The following is an 18,927-nucleotide window of genomic DNA, read 5'->3' as shown; positions in this document are numbered from 1 at the left end:
GTAGGTTGGGCTGAGGCAGCTTCACCGCCGAAGCCCAACATGCGGGCTCGACCTGGGCACCGTTGGGCTTCGCTGCGCTCAACCCAACCTACCGAAGCGACCATCGTCCTCTGAACGTAGGTTGGGTTGAGGCAGCTCCATCGCCGAAGCCCAACATGCGGACTCGACCTGGGCACCGTTGGGCTTCGCTGCGCTCAACCCAACCTACCAAAGCGCCCCATCACCAGGACGTAGGTTGGGCTGAGACGGCTCCATCGTCGAAGCCCAACATTGCGGGCTCGACCTGGGCAGCGTTGGGCCTCGCTGCGCTCAACCCAACCTACCGAAGCGTCCCATCATTAGGACGTAGGTTGGGCTGAGACGGCTCCATCGTCGAAGCCCAACATTGCGGACTCGACCTGGGCAGCGTTGGGCTTCACTGCGCTCAACCCAACCTACGAGAGCTTTAGCCTTTGGGCTTCTGGATCAGCTTGTCCACGGCGCGGGCGGCGGCGACCATGCCGAAGGTGGCGGTGACCATCATCACCGCGCCGAAGCCGCCAGCGCAGTCCAGGCGCACGCCGTCGCCGACGAAACTCTTCTGCTGGCAGACGCTGCCGTCCGGCTTGGGATAGCGCAGCTGCTCGGTGGAAAAGACGCAGGGCACGCTGTAGTGGCGGCTGGGATTACGCGAGAAACCATAGTCTCGGCGCAGCAGCGAACGCACCCGCGAGGCCAGGGGGTCGTTGTAGGTGCGATTGAGGTCCACCACCTGGATCTGGGTGGGGTCGATCTGGCCGCCCGCACCGCCAGTGGTGACGATGGCGATCTTGCGTCTCTTGCACCAGGCGATCAATGCCGCCTTGGAGGCCACGCTGTCGATGCAGTCCAGCACCAGATCGAGCTCCTCGGTGATGTAGTCGGCCATGGTCTCGCGGGTGACGAAGTCCGCCACCGCCTTGACCGTGCAGGCCGGGTTGATGGCCTGGATGCGCTCGGCCATCACCGTGACCTTGGGTCGCCCCACCTGGCCGTCCAGGGCGTGCACCTGGCGATTGGTGTTGCTGACGCAAACGTCGTCCAGATCGAACAGGCTGATGCGACCGACGCCGCTACGGGCCAAGGCCTCGGCGGCCCAGGAACCCACTCCGCCGATGCCGACCACGGCGACGTGACTGGCGGCCAGGCGCTCGACGGCCTCCTGCCCATAGAGCCGGGCGATCCCGCCGAAGCGTTGTTCATCGAACGTCATGAAGGCTTTCCAGTCGGGTAGCCCTGGATCATTATCTGATCCAGAGCCCCCTAAGAACCGTGCGGGCGACTTTCACCGCACACGGCTCAAGCTTACGAAAAACCAGCCAATAGCTGGCCGGCAACTGTGACTACGATCTTAACACTTAAGACCGCTGTATCGCAGGGTTACCTTATGCCGCCGGCTATGAACCAGCGAGTGGCAGCTTGGGTGAAGAAGTGTACGGTTGTTCAAAGTGTCTGGACCGCCGTCCACCCGTCTGATGACATGGTGATCGTCCCATCCAGTCTCTTTAGTAATTGCGTGACCACACAGCGCGCATTTTCCTTGCTGTCGTCGGAAAAGATAAAGTATTTGTCTTCGATAACGCAGCTTGTGCTGCATCCGTTTGACCCTTAACTTCTCCCACTCCTGCTCGCGCTCCACATCATAGGGTTGGTACTCAACCGCTAGGTGCATGTGCCGCACAATCTCCGTATCCGCCAATCTGTAAAGCTGACGGAGCTTCTGCTCTCCTTTACTACTCTTATGAAGGGATGCAAACACCCAGTTCCGCGTGCCGATTGCATGAAAGTATTTGTTTTCACACCATGCGGCCAGTTTTCTTGGATGTCTGCGTTTCGCCCACCGCTTCAATAGCCAGTGAATGTCGCTATCTAGCTTATTGAAGGTCTTCTTTGCCACCACTGGAGAGTGATAGTTAGCCCACCCTTTCAGTACCGGATTTAGGCGTCCGATTAACTCTCCCTGAGTTAGTGCACCACTGCTCCTCACTATCTCTTTCACCTTACGATAGAATGCAGAAACATTCTTTCTTGCCGGTTTTATAAATAGCTTGGCACGCTTATATGGCGACCTCGGCACATACTTCCTAAAGTTCCACCCTAAAAAGTCAAAGCCTTTGTAGATGTGAGTGATATGAGTTTTCTCAGAGGACAGCTTGACCCCTCGTGCTGACAGGAATAGCTCGACCCATGGTTGGACTTCGTCACGCAACAGCTCGTTACTATCCGCTGTGATGACGAAATCATCCGCATACCTAACCACATGCACCTTTAGCTTCTCCGCCCTTTTCTTCCCAAACTTGGAAATCAAATACGTTCGAAGCTGAGACTCCAACCCATTTAGTGTGGCGTTGGCCAAGCAGGGCGAGATGATCCCACCTTGTGGCGTTCCGGCCTCCGTAGCCTTGAAGTGTCGCCGGTCGATTACCCCGGCCTTCAACCACAGCCGCAGCACCTTCTTGTCCATAGGGACGTTCTGGCACAGCCACTCGTGATTGATGTTGTCGAAGAACCCCTTGATATCTCCTTCCAATATCCACTGGGCACAGGTCCGCTGTGAGAGTAGGTTGAAGAGTTCGGCCATTGCATCAGTCGTTGATCGGTCAGGCCTAAAGCCATAACTTTTCGGATCGCTGCTGCTTTCGATAACCGGCTCAAGGGCGGCTAAGTAGAGCGCTTGCATGGCCCGATCAAACATCGTCGGTATGCCTAGTGGACGCTTTTCCTTCTTTCCTGGCTTCGGTATCCACACCCGCCGAAGCGGTTTGGGCCGATAGCCTCGTTTCTCCGATAGACGCTTCGCGGCGTAGAGCTTGGCTGGGGGCGTCCCCCAGGTTTCTCCATCGACGCCCGGAGTCTTGCGACCCCGGTTTTCAGTCACCCGTCTTACAGCCAAACAGCGACCATAAAACGAATGGGTCAGTAACCGTTGTAGACGTTTAACCCTACGCCAGTCACTAGCCTTTGTTGCCTGCGCAATCTTCAACTGCGTTTTCCGAACGGAGATTTGGATCTTGGCCCAATCGAGATCGTGCCAGCCCTTCACACCGTCAGGAGACGCAGACGAAACCGGTGTTGCTGGTTGCGTATTCATACAGTCCTCCTCAGGTCAGTAACCTTCGGGACGGACTTCTCCCCCTAGGGGTTGAAGTCACCCCTAGGGTCGTTTCGCTGGAAATCAGCACTAGATCATGCGCCCGTAAACCAGGTGCACGTCAGCCAGGGTTGCCCCTGTCGATAATGTTTCAATCGATATGCCGCCCATTACAGACAGCCATTCGCTTTTTGCACCCTCCCATTCCCCACACCCAACAGCTTTCCTTGCGGATTGCCTGCCTTCCGATGTTGCTGGTTAGGCGGGTGGTCGGGATTGCCACGTTCCCCGATGTGCATCGATTCCCCGGTTAGGTTCCGTCTTTCCCCCGGCAGTCATAGTGGTACCGCGTCGCCTCTTTTGACGGCGAGCGCCGAACTGCGGTGCCGTTTTTGGCTAAGGCCTATTAATTGCCGTAGGCCCGTTACTGTTTACGGAGGGTCAAACGACGATTCACTTTCGTTAACCGTACGGGTTAGGTCACTAGCCCCTTGCCCCCGTGCAATTCGGGAGCTGCACGTGGCTGTTACCAGCCATCGCACCCCCATTTGGGGTAGGACGTTGTCGATCGGGCTTCACACCCCAGGGTTGGCCCCCGACGCATGCCGATGTAGTGAACTGGCAGGTACATGCCAGGCTCGGTGCCCCCTATGCCAGCGAGGTTGAGCAATGCACAACGGAGCGGTTGCTCCGTGCTTGGACGAGATACCCTAGCGTCTCACGACGTTGGCATAGGCCAAATGAGACCAAGGCATCCCAGTGATGGATTGACCCCTTGCGGGATCGATCACCCACAGGGAGTCTTGTTACATTTAGATACAATTCCACTAATGGAAATTGCTCTCTGTTACGTCCGATTGATCAATTTATAGCCGGAAACGGCCAAAATTGAGACGTACTAACCCTGACGTGCAGGGATCGTAATGTCCCCACAGGTGGGTCAAAGCAGACGCGGCAGGACCGGCTCTCGAGCTTCTTCAGGCTTTAAACCCTTGTAAAACAAGGATTTAGGTGCCAAGGCAAGCTACCAACCAAGCACAACACGAGCATTCGTGTCGCACCAAAAGCCACAGTATAGGTTTTCCTTTACCATACCGCTCCCCCTGAACCCTAGCCGCCTCCCGGGACCCGCCATGACCACCGCTCTCACCCCCACCCTGGAACTCGCCTGCGACCTCATCGGCCGGGCCTCGGTCACGCCGCTGGACGAAGGTTGCCAGGCGCTGATGATGCAGCGCCTGGAGCGCCTGGGCTTCGCCCTGGAACCGCTGCGCTTCGAGGAGGTGGACAACTTCTGGGCGCGCCGTGGCGGCGAGGGTCCGGTGCTGTGCTTCGCCGGCCACACCGACGTGGTGCCCACCGGCCCGCTGGAGGCCTGGCAGCAGGCGCCCTTCAATGCCCACGTGGATGCCGATGGCATGCTGCGTGGCCGCGGCGCCGCCGACATGAAGGGCAGTCTGGCGAGCATGATCATCGCCGTGGAGCGCTTCGTCGCCGACCACCCGGACCATCGCGGCGCCATCGCCTTCCTCATCACCAGCGACGAGGAAGGCCCCGCCCTGCACGGCACCCGTGCCGTGGTCGAGCGCCTGCGCGAGCGCGGCGAGCGGCTGGACTGGTGCATCGTCGGGGAACCCTCCAGCACCCGGCTGTTGGGCGATGTGGTCAAGAACGGTCGCCGCGGCTCGCTCAATGGCCGCCTGACCGTGCGCGGCAAGCAGGGCCACGTGGCCTACCCGCACCTGGCGCGCAATCCCATCCACCTGGCGGCCCAGGCCTTGGCGGATCTCGCCGCCGAGCAATGGGACGACGGCAACGCCTTCTTCCCGCCCACCAGCTTCCAGATTTCCAACCTCAATTCCGGCACCGGCGCCGGCAACGTGGTGCCGGGCGAACTGCAGGCGCTGTTCAACTTCCGCTTTTCCACCGAATCCACAGTGGAAGGCCTGCAGGCCCGCGTCGAGGCCATCCTCGATCGCCACGACCTGGACTGGCACATCGACTGGTCGCTGTCCGGGCTGCCCTTCCTCACCGAGCCGGGCGACCTGCTCGACGCCGTCGCGGCCAGCGTGGAGGCGGTCACCGGCTATCGCCCCGAGGCCTCCACCAGCGGCGGCACCTCGGACGGTCGCTTCATCGCCACCCTTGGCGCCCAGGTGGTGGAACTGGGTCCGGTCAACGCCACCATCCACCAGGTGGACGAGCACGTCCTGGCCAGCGACCTGGATCTGCTGACCGAGGTCTACTACGGCACCCTGGTGCGGTTGCTGGCATGAAGCTGATCTGTCCGCTCTGCCAGGCCCCGCTGGCCGAACTCGAGGGTGGCGTCGGTTGCGCCGCCGGCCATCGTTTCGACCGCGCCCGCCAGGGCTACCTGAACCTCCTGCCGGTGCAGCACAAGAAGAGCCTGGATCCGGGTGACAACGCCGCGATGGTCGAGGCGCGCCGGCGCTTTCTCGATGCCGGTCACTATGCGCCCCTGGCCGAGCGCCTGGCGCAGCTAGCCGCCGAACGCACACCTCAGCGCTGGATCGACGTGGGCTGTGGCGAAGGCTTCTATACCGCGCGTCTGGCCCAGGCCCTGCCCGCAGCCGACGGCTATGCGCTGGACATCTCCCGTGAGGCGGTGCGCCGCGCCTGCCGACGTACCCCGGCGCTGACCTGGCTGGTGGCGAGCATGGCGCGTCTGCCGCTGCCGGACGCCAGTTGCCAGCTGCTGGCCAGTGTCTTCAGCCCCATCGACTGGGCCGAAGCCCTGCGCGTGCTGGCACCGGGCGGCGGAATCCTGCGCCTGGGTCCGGCCAGCGCCCACCTGCTGGAGTTGCGCCAGCGGCTCTATGACGAGGTGCGCGACTATGCCGAAGACAAGCACTTGCAGGATCTGCCGCCAGGTCTGGAACTGGCCCACAGCGAAGGGCTCGAATTCGTGCTGCCGCTGACCGAGCGCCAGACCCGCGAAGACCTGCTGGCCATGACGCCCCACGGTTGGCGGGTCAACGCCGAGCGACGCGAGCGGGTTCTCGCCGAGCCCTTCGAGGTGCGGGTGGCAGTACGTTACGATTGGATCGTCAAATCCGGAGCCTAAGCCCCATGCGCCAGCCCGATATCGAAATCTACCTAAAGGACGTCGACCAGGACGCCGTCTCGGCCTGGCTCGAACAGGTGTTCGCCATGCCTTGCGCCTGGCAGGCGCGTGGGCAGACCTTCAAGTGCACCCTGCGCTATGGTGGCGAGCCCATTCCAGTCACCTGGCTGCCGAAGGCGGTGGGCAAGTGGCACAGCCTGCTGCTGGAAAGCGATGTCTCGCCCTGGGTAGACGACCTGGCCTGTGCCCGCGACGCCCAGGCGGCCCTGCAGGTGCAGGTACGCTGCGCCCCGAGTGGCTGGAGCGAGGAAGAAGAGGAAGAAACCGCCGATCGCTGGCTAAAGGTGACGGACGAGGGCGTCGAGGAAATCGTCTGGCGCACCGAGTGAACTGAAGGCGCGAGGAGCATTGCGCTCCTCGCGAAGCGGGCTCAGAGCCTGTTCAAAGGCTCGCGAGCTAGAGACAAACAAGGCGAAAATGGCTAAGGAAGCGGACCGGGCTCGCGAACGAGTTTACGAGTGGTAAATGAGCATTCCGAAGCCATTTTCAACGCCGTTTGGCCGACGCGCAGCAGACTTTGAATAGGCTCTTACAGCCGGGCGACGTCTTCGGCCTGCAGACCCTTCTGGCCTTCGATCACCGAGAACTCCACCTGCTGGCCTTCGACCAGGGAGCGGTGGCCTTCACCACGAATGGCGCGGTAGTGAACGAACACGTCGGCGCCGCCCTCGCGTTGAATGAATCCATATCCCTTGGCGTCATTGAACCACTTGACGGTCCCGGTTTCGCGTTGCTCACCCATCACATCTCTCCGAAGCTTTTCTGGATTTCCTATCCCCGCTCGCCACAGCCTGGGCGACCGGGTCGCTTTGTTGTATCGGTACAGGTCGCGCATCGGACCGGTCGCCAGGCTGGCCCGTATCCGACCATCGGCAACACGTTGCCGAAACCTTATGAAGCAGGGCTTTTCCGGCAAAAGCAACGTTCTTTACGCACAGTGCCATCACGGCTGGAAGCCACGCCAGCGCCGGATTGTCGACGATTTGAATGGCATTTTTTCGACGCTGGGGACAAGGCGCCGACTGCCGGGTCGAAGTCAGAACAACACGGGTGGTTTTACGCCCGCCAGGCCATCCGGCACACTGCCGCCCCGTCCACCCGGTAGCCCTCCATGACCCGTTCGCCGCTGCGTCTGCTGGCCTTCTCGCTGCTCAAGCGCCTGCTCTATCTCTGGGTTCGCTCCGAGACCACCCAGGCGGCCAGCCTGCTCAGCCGCATCGATCCCACCAAACCAGTGCTCTACGTACTGCCCGAGGCCTCGCTGAGCGATCTGGCGGTGCTCGACCGGGAATGCCGCAAGGCCGGCCTGCCACGACCGCTACGCCCGCTGGTGCTGGGGAGCAAGACCGAACCACTGGCCTACTTCAACGCCACCGGCAAGGCGAACTGGCGCGGGCGCCCCGCCCGGCGCTCGGTACCTCCTACCCTGCGCCGGGTGGTGACCGCAGTGACCGAGCAGCAGCTGGAAGACGTCCAGCTGGTACCGGTCAGCGTCTTCTGGGGCCAGTCGCCGGATCGCGAGACCAGTCCCTGGAAGCTGCTCTGGGCGGACAACTGGGTGGTGACCGGACGGCTGCGCAAGCTGGCGCGCATCCTGGTGCTGGGCCGGCTGACCCGGGTGCAGTTCTCCAAGCCGCTGTCGCTGGGCGAACTGGCCAGCCAGCGCCCCGATCCACAGCGCCTGGAACGTCTGGTGATGCGGCGGTTGCGCATCCACTTCCGCAACGTGCGCCAGGCGGTGATCGGCCCGGACCTGTCGCACCGACGCACCCTGCTGCGCGGCCTGCTGCGGGCGCCTCAGGTACGGGCGACCATCGCCCACGAAATCGTCCAGCGCAAGGCCACCCCCGGGCGCATCGAAGACGAGGCGGCGCACTATGCGCGGGAGATCGCCTCGGACTTCTCCTATCCGGTGGTGCGCTGCCTGGACGTGGGTCTACGCTGGTTCTGGAACAGCATCTACGATGGCGTCACGGTCAGCCACATCGAGCGGATCCAGGAGATGGCGCCCGGTCACACTGTGGTCTACGTGCCCTGCCATCGCAGCCACATCGACTACCTGCTGCTGTCCTACCTGCTGTTCCAGAACGGCCTGACGCCGCCGCACATCGCCGCCGGCATCAACCTGGACATGCCGGTGGTGGGCAATATCCTGCGCCGTGGCGGGGCCTTCTTCATGAGGCGCAGCTTCAAGGGCAACGCCCTCTATGCCGCGGTGTTCAACGAATACCTGCACAGTCTGTTCAGCCGCGGCTTCTCCACCGAATACTTCGTCGAGGGCGGCCGTTCGCGTACCGGACGCACCCTGCAGCCGCGCACCGGCATGCTGGCCATGACCCTGCGTAGCTTCCTGCGCGACTCCCGGCGGCCCATCGTCTTCGTGCCGGTGTACATCGGCTACGAGAAGGTCTTCGAGGGCCGCACCTACCTGGGTGAATTGCGCGGCGCGGCGAAAAAGAAGGAATCCATCTTCGACCTGGTCAAGGTGTTTGGCGCCCTGCGCCAGCGCTTCGGCCGGGTCTGGGTCAACTTCGGCGAACCCATTCCGCTGCAGGGCTTTCTCGATGCCCGCCGTCCGGGCTGGCGCGACGAACCCCTCGACGAAGACCTGAAGCCTGCCTGGTTCAATTCGGTCACCCACGAATTGGGCGAGCGGGTGGTACGCCGCATCAATGCCGCGGCGGCCGTCACCCCGGTCAACCTGGTGGCCCTGGCGCTGCTCTCGACCCATCGCCAGGCCCTCGACGAAGGCGCTCTGGTACGCGCCATCGACCTCTATCTGGATCTGCTGAAGCGGGTGCCCTACTCCACCAGCGTCACCCTGCCCGAGGGCGACGGCCAGGCGATCATCGAGGAGGTGCGCGCCCTGGGTTTCCTCTCCGAGCAGCAGGACGCCCTGGGGCGCATCCTCTACCTGGACGAGCAGAACGCGGTGCTGATGACCTACTACCGCAACAACGTCCTGCACCTCTTCGCCATCCCGGCGCTGATCGCCAGCTTCTTCCAGAACACCGGGCGCATGACCCGTGAGCTGATCCATAGATTCGCCCTGGCGCTCTATCCCTATCTGCAGGCCGAGCTGTTCATCCACTGGGAGCGCGAGGAGCTGCCCCTGGTGCTGGACGGCTGGCTGGAAGCCATGGTGGAGCGCGGCCTGCTGCGTATCGAGGACGACGTCTTCGTGCGCGCCGCGCCCAGCTCGCGGCAATTCGTCCGCCTCACCCTGCTGGCGCGAGCCGTCCTGCAGACCCTGCAGCGCTACTACATGACCACCGCACTGATCCTCAACCACGGCCAGAACAGCCTGACCGCTCCGCAGCTGGAAGAACTCTGCACGGTGATGGCCCAGCGGCTGTCGGTGCTGCACGGCCTCAATGCGCCGGAATTCTTCGACAAGTCGCTGTTCCGCCATTTCATTCAGACGCTGCTGGCCGAGGGGGTGCTGCGCAAGGCCGACGACGGCACCCTGGGCCACCATGAATTGCTCGGCGAGTTGGCCGAGGGTGCCGGCAAGCGGGTGTTGCCGGCGGAGATTCGCCTGTCGATCCGCCAGGTGGCCCTGGACCGCCCCGATGCCCCGGACCTGCCGGATCCGGAAACACCCGTTGTCGCCGGCAACTAAGCCGGCGTCCGTGGGTCACAGCAGTCGATTTCAGTCCAGGATCTAGCCATGAAAAGAATCGCCGCCCTGCTCGCCACCTCGCTGCTGCTCAGCGCCTGTAGCGGGCTGCGCCCCGGCCCCGCGACACCACCGCCGCCGAGCGGCCAGCCGTTGCCGCCCACCGAGCAGCCGCAGACCACCACCCCTGGCGTACCCACCCAGCCAAGCATGACCAGTCTCAGCGGTCAGGCCACCTTTACCGCCAACGAGCCAGTGCCGCCTACCGCCAAGCTCACCGTCAGCCTCTACAGCGCCAGCGCCGGCGACACCCCTGCCGGTCGGCTGGCCCAGCGAACCCTGTTCGTCAAGCAGCAGGACCAGGTGCCCTTCCGCCTCGACTACGCCCCAGCCAAGGTCAAGAACGGCGAGCGCTACCTGCTCAGCGGCCGCATCCTGCTGGGCGGTCGCCCACTGTACCTGACCCAGGAGCCGGTAGTGGTGGACCTGAACAGCGGTGGCGAGGTGGAGTTGCCGTTGCAGCCGGTGCGTTGAGGTCCAGCCACTCTGGATGTCCATTTCGTAACAGCAGCTGTCCGCTGACTGGTTAAGCGATAGCGATAAAAGGCAAGGTCCGGGTTCCATGATCGCTCAGGAACCCGCTCTTGGACTTTGCCCAACTAACGCTCACGACACCCCGACTTTCGATCAGGCCTTTCCAACCGTCTGACCTTGAGACCTATGCGTCCTACCACAGCAAGCCGGGTGTCTACCGGTATCTTTATAGCGAACCCCCTACCCCAGCGGCGCTCGTCGAGCGTTTCCGCGATCTGCAGCAGCCCCGCTTCGAGACGACGGGCGACGAGTTAAGGTTGGCCGTCGTCAGGAAGGCTGATGGCAGGGTCTTGGGCGAGGTGTTGCTCAAGCTGGCAAGCGTGGACGCACGGCAAGCTGAGGTCGGCTACATCTTCGATCCTGAACACGCAGGCCAGGGCTACGCCACCGAGGCCGTTGCGCGATTACTCACCTTCGGTTTCGCGGAGCTAGGCCTGCACCGCATTTTCGCTCGCCTGGACGTGCTTAATCAGGGCTCGATAGGCGTGGTGGAACGCCTGGGCTTGCGCCGGGAAGCCCACTTCGTCGAGAACGACCGCTTCGCCGGAATGTGGGGGGACGAGTACGTCTACGCGGTGCTGGCGCAAGAATGGCCGGTAGCGCAGACCTAATAACCCTTGGCTGACGCGCGGCAGCCTTCGAACACGCGCTTGCCGTAACGCCGACTAGGCTTTTTTGGCAGCCAAGTGCTCGACCTCGGCTGCTACCGGACAACTCGAGCCACAGGCAGACTCATCGCAGAAGCGGCAGAGATGATCGGCCTGCTGCGCGCCGGTCGTCAGCGCGGCCAGTATGGCTACCAAGGCCTGCTGCAAGGCGTCCCGCTGGGTCTGGGGTACGGCATCCAGCGCCCGCGTCAATACCGCCGTTCGCGCCGCGATCAGCCGCTCACGTTGCACCTCGCCCGCCGAAGTCAGGCTGGCCTGGACTTCACGGCGATCCTGCCCAGGTTGGCGACTGACCAGGCCCGCACCGACCAGGGCATCGAGCGTGCGCACCATGACCGAATGGCTGAGACCGGCAATGGCCGCCAGCTCACGGATCGTCAGGCCGGGATACTGAGCCAGGGCATTGAGCACGGTACAGCCGGCGCTGCTGACGCCACTCGCCTGCTGTAAAGCCTGGGTCTGGGCATCGGCCACGGCCAGAGCGCAGGCCCCCAAGAGATTTTCCAGTTGCGCTTCGTTCATGGCTCTAATATATGTGTTCTGCATACATTTAAAAACACGTCACTATTCATTAGCTTCATCCCCATGACTTCTCAGAATGCGAGCCTAGCTTAAATGACAGCCACCCAAGCGATCCCCTTCAAGCGCGACCGCAGTCTGGCGACGCTAGCCATGATAGGTTCGGCAGCCTGCTGGGGCCTGGCCACCGTCGCCAGCCGCGACCTGCTGGAACAGGTGCCCGCCGCGACCCTGCTGCCGATCCAATTGCTAGCCAGTCTGCTCTTTCTGGCTATTCTCGCATCGCGCGAGAGCCGCCGGCCGGCATCGTGGCCGCTCTTGCTGCGTACCGCCTGGCCAGACGTGCTCGAACCAGGGCTGGCTTATGGGATAGGGCTCGCCGGTCTCTCCCTGACCAGCGCCGGCCATGCCGCGGTGATAGGTTCGGCCGAACCCATGTTCATCGTCCTGCTGGGCTGGCTACTACTGGGGCAACGTCCTCGGCGACGCCTGCTCGCTTGTCTGCTGAGCACCGTGATCGGTTTGTCGCTGATCGGCCTTTGCGGTAGCGAGACCGGGAATTCGGCAACCTCGCTCCGGGGCGATCTGCTGATCGTGCTGGGGACGCTGTTCGCCGCCGGCTACGTCATCGCTTCGTCGCGCTTGGCAAATCTCTATCCACCCGCCAGCCTGGCCTTGGTGCAACAAGGCGCTGGACTGTTGTTCATCCTGGCGCTGCAAGGGGTCATCGTCGCCGCGGGGTTCGCCACCCCCCGCTGGGATGCCCTGGACAAGGCAGTGATCGCCGAGGCGGCGCTGTCCGGGGTTCTACAATACGCCCTGCCCTTTTGGCTCTACCTCCTGGGCTTGCGCCACCTGAGCGCCGCCAGCGCCGGTCTCTATCTCGCCCTCATTCCGGTATTCGGCCTGGTCGCCGCCTTTCTCTGGCTGGACGAACGACCGACGATGGGCATGCTTCTCGGCGCCGCCCTCATCCTGGCGTCCATCGCGGTCGCGAGGTGATATACCTGACTCCCCTGCTACGCCTCGTTCTGGGTTCCGTGCGAAGATCCTGGCTCTTACCCTTCTCCCAAGGTGACTCGTGACGCCACGCCTCGCCATCAAGAGCTATGAGGGCGAACATCGGCCCCATGCCCATGCCTTCGCCCAGTTGGTGCTGCCCATTCAGGGCGGGATGCAGCTGGAGCTGGAAGGTCGAGGCGAGACGCGACTGCATACCGGTCTCGCGGCCCTGGTAGCGCCTGACTGCGGTCATGCGCAGCTGTCCGCGCCGGACAGCCGCTTCCTGGTGATCGACTGCGCAACCGACTGGCTACCGGCCCGGACGCTGGATCAGGCGCTGCGCCAACCCGGCCTGCCGATTCCACCGGCGGCACGGCAGTTGATCACCTTTGCCGAACTGACTCCAGCGGCAGCCCTCACCCAGCACGCCAGCGAACTCATACGCCTGCTCCTGCACTCCCTTACCATCACAGTCCCGGCCTCGGCCTTCGAGCTCTTGCTGGCACGGGTAGAGGCCCAGCCGGCGGGTGACTGGACCAATGCGGCCATGGCCAATCTGGCCGGGGTCGGCCTGAGTCGCCTGCACCTGCTTTTCCACGAGCGCTTCGGCCAGACACCCCAGGCCTGGCTGACCGATCTGCGGCTGCGCCAGGCCCAGCGCTGGCTGGGAGACAGCCGCCTGCCCATCGTCGAGATCGCCCTGCGCGTCGGCTTTTCCGATCAGGCCGCCCTCACCAGGGCCATGACCCGTCGCCAGGGCATCAGCCCCGCCGCCTGGCGGCGCAGCCAGCGCACGCCTGGGTAAAAAACGCCGGAGCCTCGCGCAAGACCCACCCCTCAGGCTATCGCCAGACTGCTGCCGAAACAGCGAAGGCGAGTGACATGAGCGAACGACGGGTATCGGCAACGGGAATTGGCTATGGGGTCGCGGCAGGCCTGTGCTGGGGCGTGATCTTTCTCGCCCCGGCGCTGGTGCCCGATCTCGGCGGCGCCCAGTTCGCCGTGCTGCGCTTTCTCTGTTACGGCGGGGTCTCGCTGGTGTTGCTCCTGCCACGCTGGCACAGGCTGCGCGCACAACTCACCCGTAGCGATGGGAGACGGCTGTTCTGGCTGAGCCTGATCGGCAACCTGGGCTACTACGCCCTGGTAGGCGCCGGGGTGCAGCAGGCCGGCATCGCCGCGACCACCCTGATCGTCGGCCTGATTCCGCTGCTGGTAGCCCTGGCCGCGCGCGCTGACACCGGGGCCGTGGGTGTCGATCGCCTATGGCCATCAATGGCCTGTGCCCTGCTCGGGGTGGGGCTGATCAGCTACGAGGCGCTGACCGTCACGGCCCTGGGCGCCCAACCGGCCCTGGGTTTGCTCTGCGCCTGCGGCGCCCTGCTGGCCTGGAGTTGGTTCGCGGTAGCCAATACCCGTCACCTGACCGTGACTGCCATCGGCAGCCACGACTGGGCCCTGCTGCTGGGCGGAGTGACCGGCCTCCAGGCGCTGCTGGCCGCGCCCTTCCTGCTGGGGCCGGAACTGCTGGTACGGGCACCCCAGGACTGGGTGCAGCCGCTGGTGGTAGCCGCCGGCGTGGCGCTGCTCGCCTCGGTGGTCGGTGGCTTCTGCTGGAACCAGGCCAGTCGCCGCCTGCCGCTGACCCTGAGCGGCCAGGCCATCGTCATCGAAACGCTGTCTTCGCTGCTCTACGGCTTTCTCTGGCAGTGGCGGTTACCGACGCTGCTGGAAGCCCTGGCCATCGGCCTGCTGATCGTGGGGGTGGTCTGGTGCCTGAGGTGCCACCAGCAGCCTGTCCCGACCAGCGCGCCAGCCGGGTCGGCCTGCTAGCAGCGCAGCCCTAGAACAACCGGGCTATCTCGTTCAGGCTGAGCACGATGAACAGCGCCGCGGCCAGCCCCAGCAGGCCGTTGGACAGCCAGCCCGAACGCCATTCCTTGGGCACCCGCTTGGAGTTGAGCAGCCAGATCAGCGTCAGGGCCAGGAACGGCATGAAGAAGGCGCCAAAGGCCCCGTAGGCGATGATCAGGCCAAAGGGGCGGCCGAGCAGCAGCAACACCATCGGCGGGAAGGTCAGCCAGAGCACATAGAAACGGAAGGCCGGGGTCTTCTCCAGATCACCCCGGTCGCCGGTGCCACCGGTGGCCTGGCGGACGAAGTCGGCGAACAGCAGGGACACGCCATGCCAGACGCCCAGGATCGAGGAGAAGGTGGTCGCCGCGAAGCCGATCAGGAAGACGGCGGAGACCACCGGGCCGAAGCGCTGCTCCAGCACCTCGTCTAGGTCGAGCAGGCTGCGATCGCCGCTGGAAAGGGTGATCTGCGCGGTATAGAGCAACTCGGCGCCGACGATGAGCATGGCGATGACGAAGATGCCGGTGGCGATGTAGGCCACCTGGTTGTCCAGGCGCATCACGCCCATCCAGGCCGGAGTCCGCCAACCCTTGGCGTTCACCCAGTAGCCATAGGCGGCCATGGTGATGGTGCCACCGACGCCGCCGATGAGGCCCAGGGTGTAGATCGCCGAGCCTTCGGGGATGGTCGGCACCAGGCCGGTGACGGCATGGCCGAGGTTGGGCATGACCAGGATGGCCAGCCCCACCACCACCACGAACATCACGCCGATGAAGAACTTCATCGCCGCCTCGAACACCGCATAGCGATTGAGCAGCACGAAAACCGCGCCGGCGATGCCCGACAGGGCGCCCCAGGCCCAGAACGGCAGCACGTCCGGGAACAGCGCGGCCAGCGGCAAGGCCGTGGCGCTCATGGCGGTGCCGCCATAGACGAAGCCCCAGAGCACGATGTAGATGCCGAAGTACCAGTAGGTCCAGATGCCCAGCGAGCGCCAGCCTTCGAGCATGGTCGAGCCGGTGGCCAGGTGGTAGCGCGCGGAGCCTTCGGCCAGGGCGATCTTGACGATGCAGCCCACCACCGCGGCCCAGAGCAGGGCATAGCCGAAGCGCGAGCCGGCGATGAGGGTGGCGACCAGATCGCCGGCGCCGACTCCGGTCACCGCGACCACGATGCCCGGGCCCACCAGTTTCCAGCGCGCCAGGGTACCGCGGGGCGGTTGCGACGGATCGGCCGCCGAGGGGGTGGGCGCGACCTTGTTGTTGTTTTCGGTCATGGGCTCTCTCCGGTGTGGGACGTGCCTCGACTGTCCCGGATGACCGGTCAGTCAACAAGCGCCGGAGGATTACAAGGTGTAAACGCCTGAACCGCTCTAGGACAGTGGCGGCAGCGCCCAGTCGATGGGGGTGAGGCCGGCGTTGCGCAGGAATTCGTTGGTGCGGCCGAAGTGGCCGTTGCCGATGAAGCCGCGGTGGGCCGACAGCGGCGAGGGATGCGCCGACTTGAGGATCAGGTGCTTCTGGGGATCGATGAGCGTCTGCTTGCTCTGGGCATGGCTGCCCCAGAGCAGGAACACCAGATTCTCGCGCTCGGCGCTGACCACCTCGATGATACGGTCGGTGAAGCGCTGCCAGCCGGCCTTGGCGTGCGAACCGGCGTTGGCCTGCTCCACCGTCAGCGAGGTGTTGAGCAGCAGGACGCCCTGCTCGGCCCAGTGCTGCAGATAGCCGTGGTTGGGAATGGGCAGGTTCAGGTCGCGCTTGAGTTCCTTGAAGATGTTCTGCAACGACGGTGGTGCCGGCACGCCAGGCTGCACCGAAAAGCTCAGGCCGTGGGCCTGGCCCGGCCCGTGATAGGGATCCTGGCCAAGGATGACCACCCGGATCTGATCCAAAGGGGTGGTATTGAGGGCATTGAAGATCAGCGGACCGGGCGGATAGATGACCTTGCCCGCCGCCTTTTCGCGCCTGAGGAATTCGCTCAGCTGACGCATGTAGGGCTGCTCGAATTCGTCGCGCAGCGCGGCTTTCCATTGGGGGTCGAGCTTGATGCGATCGTCGTCCACGATTCGGGGCTTCCTGGTCAAGACAAGGGCAGCACCCTAGGAAAGCTGGCTGCCCCTGTCAAACCCGCTACCAGCGCGGACCATAGCGCGGGCCCCAGCCGGGCGGACCATAACCCGGACGCGGCCCCCAGCCCGGCGGTCCCCACCCCGGGCCTGGCCCCCAGTGGGGCGGCGGTGGAGGAGCCGGCCGATAGTAGTAGCCGTGGCCATAGGGTCGCACGATGACCACGGGCGGCGGATAGGCCGGCGTGCCGTAGAAGACCGCCGCGGGCGGCGCCGGACGGCTGTAATAGCGTGGGGACGTGTCGTAGACGGTGCAGCCGGTGAAGGTCAGGGCACAGAGCGACGCCAAGAGAAGATGGCGCATGAGAGATCTCCAGGACGGCCCGGATGAGCCTGGAGAAAGTCTAAGCTGCGCCTGCTGCTCACGCTTGCTTATCGCGCGTTCATTCAGCCGGGATTAAGAGACGTCGGTCAGCGCTCGTCCTGTTCGCTCAGGTAGTCCCGCAGTCGCTCCTGCAGATGGGGTATACCCTGAGGATGGGCGAGGAAGTCGGCGAGACTCATCAGTTGCCAGTGCTGCCCTTCGTCGCCAAAGCGAATGGCAGCGATCTCGGCCGGGTGCAGTTCTCCGGCGAACAGCCAGCTGGGGAGATAGCCGGGCTGGCGCGGTGGATAACAGCGACCCCAGGTCAGCCGAGCTTCATCCAGTACCAGGCCGAATTCCTCGTCCAGCTCGCGCAAGGCACAACGCTCCGGGGTCTCGCCGTCTTCGCGACCGCCCCCGGGCAGATCCCAGAGGCCAGGCCAGGGAATGTCGGGCTTGTCGTCGCGCTGATAGACCAGGATCTGGTCAGCGCAGAGCAGTGCCAGCTTGGCGCCGTTGAAGGCATGGCGGGACATGCTGAACTTCCAGTGATGACGGGGAGACCGCCAGGCCTCCCCGCCGGGCCTCAATAACCCAACTGCTTGAGCAGGGCGCCAGGTGCCTGCTTGGCCGGCCGCTCATAGAACTTCAGCAGTTCGGCGCTGCGGTTGGTGAAGAAGCCATCCACACCACGCGGCGCCAGGCGAGCGAAGTCCACCGCCGAATCCACGGTATAGGCGTGCACCAGCAGGCCGCGCTCGTGGGCCACGTCGTTCATCCAGGGCTTCACCAGGTCCGCGTAGCTCTGGTCGCCACCCTCCTCCAGTGCCGCCGACGGACCGATGCCGATGGCGCCATGGGCCTTGGCCCATTCGACCCAGGCGGTGAAGTCACCCTCGGAACGTACCTGCTGCTTGGCGTAGTAGGCCGCCTTGCTGGCCTCCCCCGACTCGGCATAGGTCGGCCCGGGCTTGGCCGGGATGTAGTCATCGCCCAGCCACAGCAGCAGGATCTTCGGCGTATTGGGCATCTCCTTTTGCAGCAGCTCCAGGCTGCCTTTCTCGAAGGTTTGCAGGATCACCCGCCCGGGCATGGCGGCGACACCGGTGGCACCGGCCTTGGGCTGACCGAGCCAGCCGCGCTGGGTCAGTTTGGCCTTGAGATCACGCTCGATGCCGGGGAACAGCTTGGGCTGCTTGGTCTCGATGTAGAGGCCCGGCTTGTTGCGCCCGCCCTCGGCGATATCGATGACCTCGTCAAGGGTGAGGATCTTGAGTCCGGCGAACTTGGCTCGGGCGCGGTCGGGATGGGCCTGGTTGAACCAGTTGCCGGCATCCAGCGACTTGAGCTCGGCCAGGGTGAACTGGCTGACCGGCGCCTTGGCGCGCTCGGGAAAGCGCTTGGCGACATCAGTGGTGCGTTCCAGGGTGTCGTCGTGCAGGGCGATGAGCTGGCCGTCCTTGGTGCGCTGCAGATCGAGCTCCAGGTAGTCGGCACCCAGCTCTCGTGCCACCAGATAGGCCGGGGCGGTGGATTCCGGCGCATCGAAGGAGGCGCCGCGATGGGCGATCACCGCCGGCCAGGGAATGCCGGCCTGGCGGGCCAGGGTCTGGCCGACGTCGGCTTCGGTGGCCAGGGCCAGCTGGCTGACCAGCAGGGTTCCGGGTATGAGGGTACGGATCAGGGTGCGCAAGGCGTTTATTGTCATGGGGTCCTCGGGTGGTCCGACGGGTAGCGCTGAGGCTGCTGGAGATCGCACGCCCCCTTGCAGGTTCGGCTGCGGCTCCACGGAAACAGCTGCAGAAGCCTAGCTCAAGGTGAGCGGATGGGTCGGTCGGTCAAGGACGACAGCCTGTCGTCGATCCCCTACCGCCCCCCTGAACAGCCTTCAGGTGGCAGACTGCACCCCGGATGTGACATTGGGCAGACACCCGGGGCAGCAGACGTTATCCAGGTCGCAATTTCCGGTACTCTGCCGCCCG

Annotated in this window: 18 protein-coding genes; 9 read left to right on the top strand and 9 right to left on the bottom strand. The window is 64.2% G+C overall.

Annotated elements, in window-relative coordinates; translation table 11 throughout:
- Positions 1-445 precede the first annotated feature (445 nt).
- On the bottom strand, positions 446-1,231 hold the full coding sequence (gene tcdA, locus FEZ61_RS09305; protein ID WP_173148368.1) for a tRNA cyclic N6-threonylcarbamoyladenosine(37) synthase TcdA: 786 nt from the start codon (positions 1,229-1,231) through the stop codon (positions 446-448).
- 138 nt (positions 1,232-1,369) lie between these two features.
- A complete protein-coding gene (gene ltrA, locus FEZ61_RS09300; RefSeq protein WP_145152957.1) occupies positions 1,370-3,109 on the bottom strand; it encodes a group II intron reverse transcriptase/maturase in 1,740 nt (579 codons plus the stop codon).
- Positions 3,110-4,242: 1,133 nt separating this feature from the next.
- On the opposite strand from ltrA, the gene dapE reads away from it, so the two are divergent.
- The 3 genes from dapE to FEZ61_RS09285 are packed head-to-tail and all read left to right on the top strand — an operon-like array spanning position 4,243 to position 6,583.
- The gene (gene dapE, locus FEZ61_RS09295) at positions 4,243-5,385 is read left to right on the top strand and encodes a succinyl-diaminopimelate desuccinylase (RefSeq protein ID WP_173148366.1); all 1,143 of its coding nucleotides are present in this window, start codon (positions 4,243-4,245) and stop codon (positions 5,383-5,385) included.
- The gene (locus tag FEZ61_RS09290) at positions 5,382-6,194 is read left to right on the top strand and encodes a putative RNA methyltransferase (protein ID WP_173148364.1); all 813 of its coding nucleotides are present in this window, start codon (positions 5,382-5,384) and stop codon (positions 6,192-6,194) included. The genes dapE and FEZ61_RS09290 overlap by 4 nt, the downstream gene beginning before the upstream one ends.
- A 5-nt stretch (positions 6,195-6,199) precedes the next feature.
- Positions 6,200-6,583 (top strand): hypothetical protein, encoded by a 384-nt coding sequence (locus tag FEZ61_RS09285; RefSeq protein WP_064307967.1) that lies wholly within the window; start codon positions 6,200-6,202, stop codon positions 6,581-6,583.
- Between the two features lie 200 nt (positions 6,584-6,783).
- Here the strand turns inward: FEZ61_RS09285 and FEZ61_RS09280 are convergent, their stop codons facing one another.
- The gene (locus FEZ61_RS09280) at positions 6,784-6,996 is read right to left on the bottom strand and encodes a cold-shock protein (RefSeq protein ID WP_017641736.1); all 213 of its coding nucleotides are present in this window, start codon (positions 6,994-6,996) and stop codon (positions 6,784-6,786) included.
- Positions 6,997-7,365: 369 nt separating this feature from the next.
- On the opposite strand from FEZ61_RS09280, the gene plsB reads away from it, so the two are divergent.
- From plsB to FEZ61_RS09265, 3 genes are all read left to right on the top strand, one after another.
- On the top strand, positions 7,366-9,876 hold the full coding sequence (gene plsB, locus FEZ61_RS09275) for a glycerol-3-phosphate 1-O-acyltransferase PlsB (protein WP_173148362.1): 2,511 nt from the start codon (positions 7,366-7,368) through the stop codon (positions 9,874-9,876).
- A 48-nt stretch (positions 9,877-9,924) separates the two neighbouring features.
- Positions 9,925-10,407 (top strand): YbaY family lipoprotein, encoded by a 483-nt coding sequence (locus tag FEZ61_RS09270; RefSeq protein ID WP_173148360.1) that lies wholly within the window; start codon positions 9,925-9,927, stop codon positions 10,405-10,407.
- Between the two features lie 110 nt (positions 10,408-10,517).
- Complete coding sequence (locus FEZ61_RS09265) at positions 10,518-11,078, top strand: GNAT family protein (RefSeq protein WP_173148358.1); 561 nt, start codon at positions 10,518-10,520, stop codon at positions 11,076-11,078.
- Positions 11,079-11,132: 54 nt separating this feature from the next.
- On the opposite strand, the gene FEZ61_RS09260 is transcribed toward FEZ61_RS09265, so the two are convergent.
- Complete coding sequence (locus FEZ61_RS09260; RefSeq protein WP_173148356.1) at positions 11,133-11,657, bottom strand: MarR family transcriptional regulator; 525 nt, start codon at positions 11,655-11,657, stop codon at positions 11,133-11,135.
- Positions 11,658-11,750: 93 nt separating this feature from the next.
- On the opposite strand from FEZ61_RS09260, the gene FEZ61_RS09255 reads away from it, so the two are divergent.
- The 3 genes from FEZ61_RS09255 to FEZ61_RS09245 all read left to right on the top strand — a co-directional run bounded on the left by FEZ61_RS09255 (position 11,751) and on the right by FEZ61_RS09245 (position 14,489).
- Positions 11,751-12,656, top strand: coding sequence for a DMT family transporter (locus FEZ61_RS09255; protein ID WP_173148354.1), 906 nt, complete (start codon positions 11,751-11,753; stop codon positions 12,654-12,656).
- Positions 12,657-12,735: 79 nt separating this feature from the next.
- Entirely contained in the window at positions 12,736-13,461 is a 726-nt protein-coding gene (locus tag FEZ61_RS24680) for an AraC family transcriptional regulator (protein ID WP_017641731.1), read from the top strand.
- Between the two features lie 77 nt (positions 13,462-13,538).
- Positions 13,539-14,489 carry a DMT family transporter gene (locus FEZ61_RS09245; protein ID WP_026083917.1) on the top strand — a complete coding sequence of 317 codons (951 nt, stop codon included), beginning with the start codon at positions 13,539-13,541 and terminating at the stop codon, positions 14,487-14,489.
- 10 nt (positions 14,490-14,499) lie between these two features.
- On the opposite strand, the gene FEZ61_RS09240 is transcribed toward FEZ61_RS09245, so the two are convergent.
- From FEZ61_RS09240 to FEZ61_RS09220, 5 genes are all read right to left on the bottom strand, one after another.
- Positions 14,500-15,789, bottom strand: coding sequence for an Nramp family divalent metal transporter (locus tag FEZ61_RS09240; protein ID WP_173148352.1), 1,290 nt, complete (start codon positions 15,787-15,789; stop codon positions 14,500-14,502).
- Positions 15,790-15,885: 96 nt separating this feature from the next.
- A complete protein-coding gene (gene ung, locus FEZ61_RS09235; RefSeq protein ID WP_173148511.1) occupies positions 15,886-16,581 on the bottom strand; it encodes a uracil-DNA glycosylase in 696 nt (231 codons plus the stop codon).
- Positions 16,582-16,645: 64 nt separating this feature from the next.
- On the bottom strand, positions 16,646-16,945 hold the full coding sequence (locus FEZ61_RS09230) for a hypothetical protein (protein ID WP_017641727.1): 300 nt from the start codon (positions 16,943-16,945) through the stop codon (positions 16,646-16,648).
- Between the two features lie 107 nt (positions 16,946-17,052).
- On the bottom strand, positions 17,053-17,481 hold the full coding sequence (locus FEZ61_RS09225; protein WP_017641726.1) for an NUDIX hydrolase: 429 nt from the start codon (positions 17,479-17,481) through the stop codon (positions 17,053-17,055).
- Between the two features lie 50 nt (positions 17,482-17,531).
- Complete coding sequence (locus tag FEZ61_RS09220) at positions 17,532-18,653, bottom strand: glycerophosphodiester phosphodiesterase (RefSeq protein ID WP_173148350.1); 1,122 nt, start codon at positions 18,651-18,653, stop codon at positions 17,532-17,534.
- Positions 18,654-18,927 lie beyond the last annotated feature (274 nt).

Source organism: Pseudomonas sp. MS15a(2019) (assembly GCF_013277805.1).
GTDB classification, from domain to species: domain Bacteria; phylum Pseudomonadota; class Gammaproteobacteria; order Pseudomonadales; family Pseudomonadaceae; genus Chryseomonas; species Chryseomonas benzopyrenica.
This window is presented reverse-complemented; position numbering and strand designations above follow the sequence as displayed.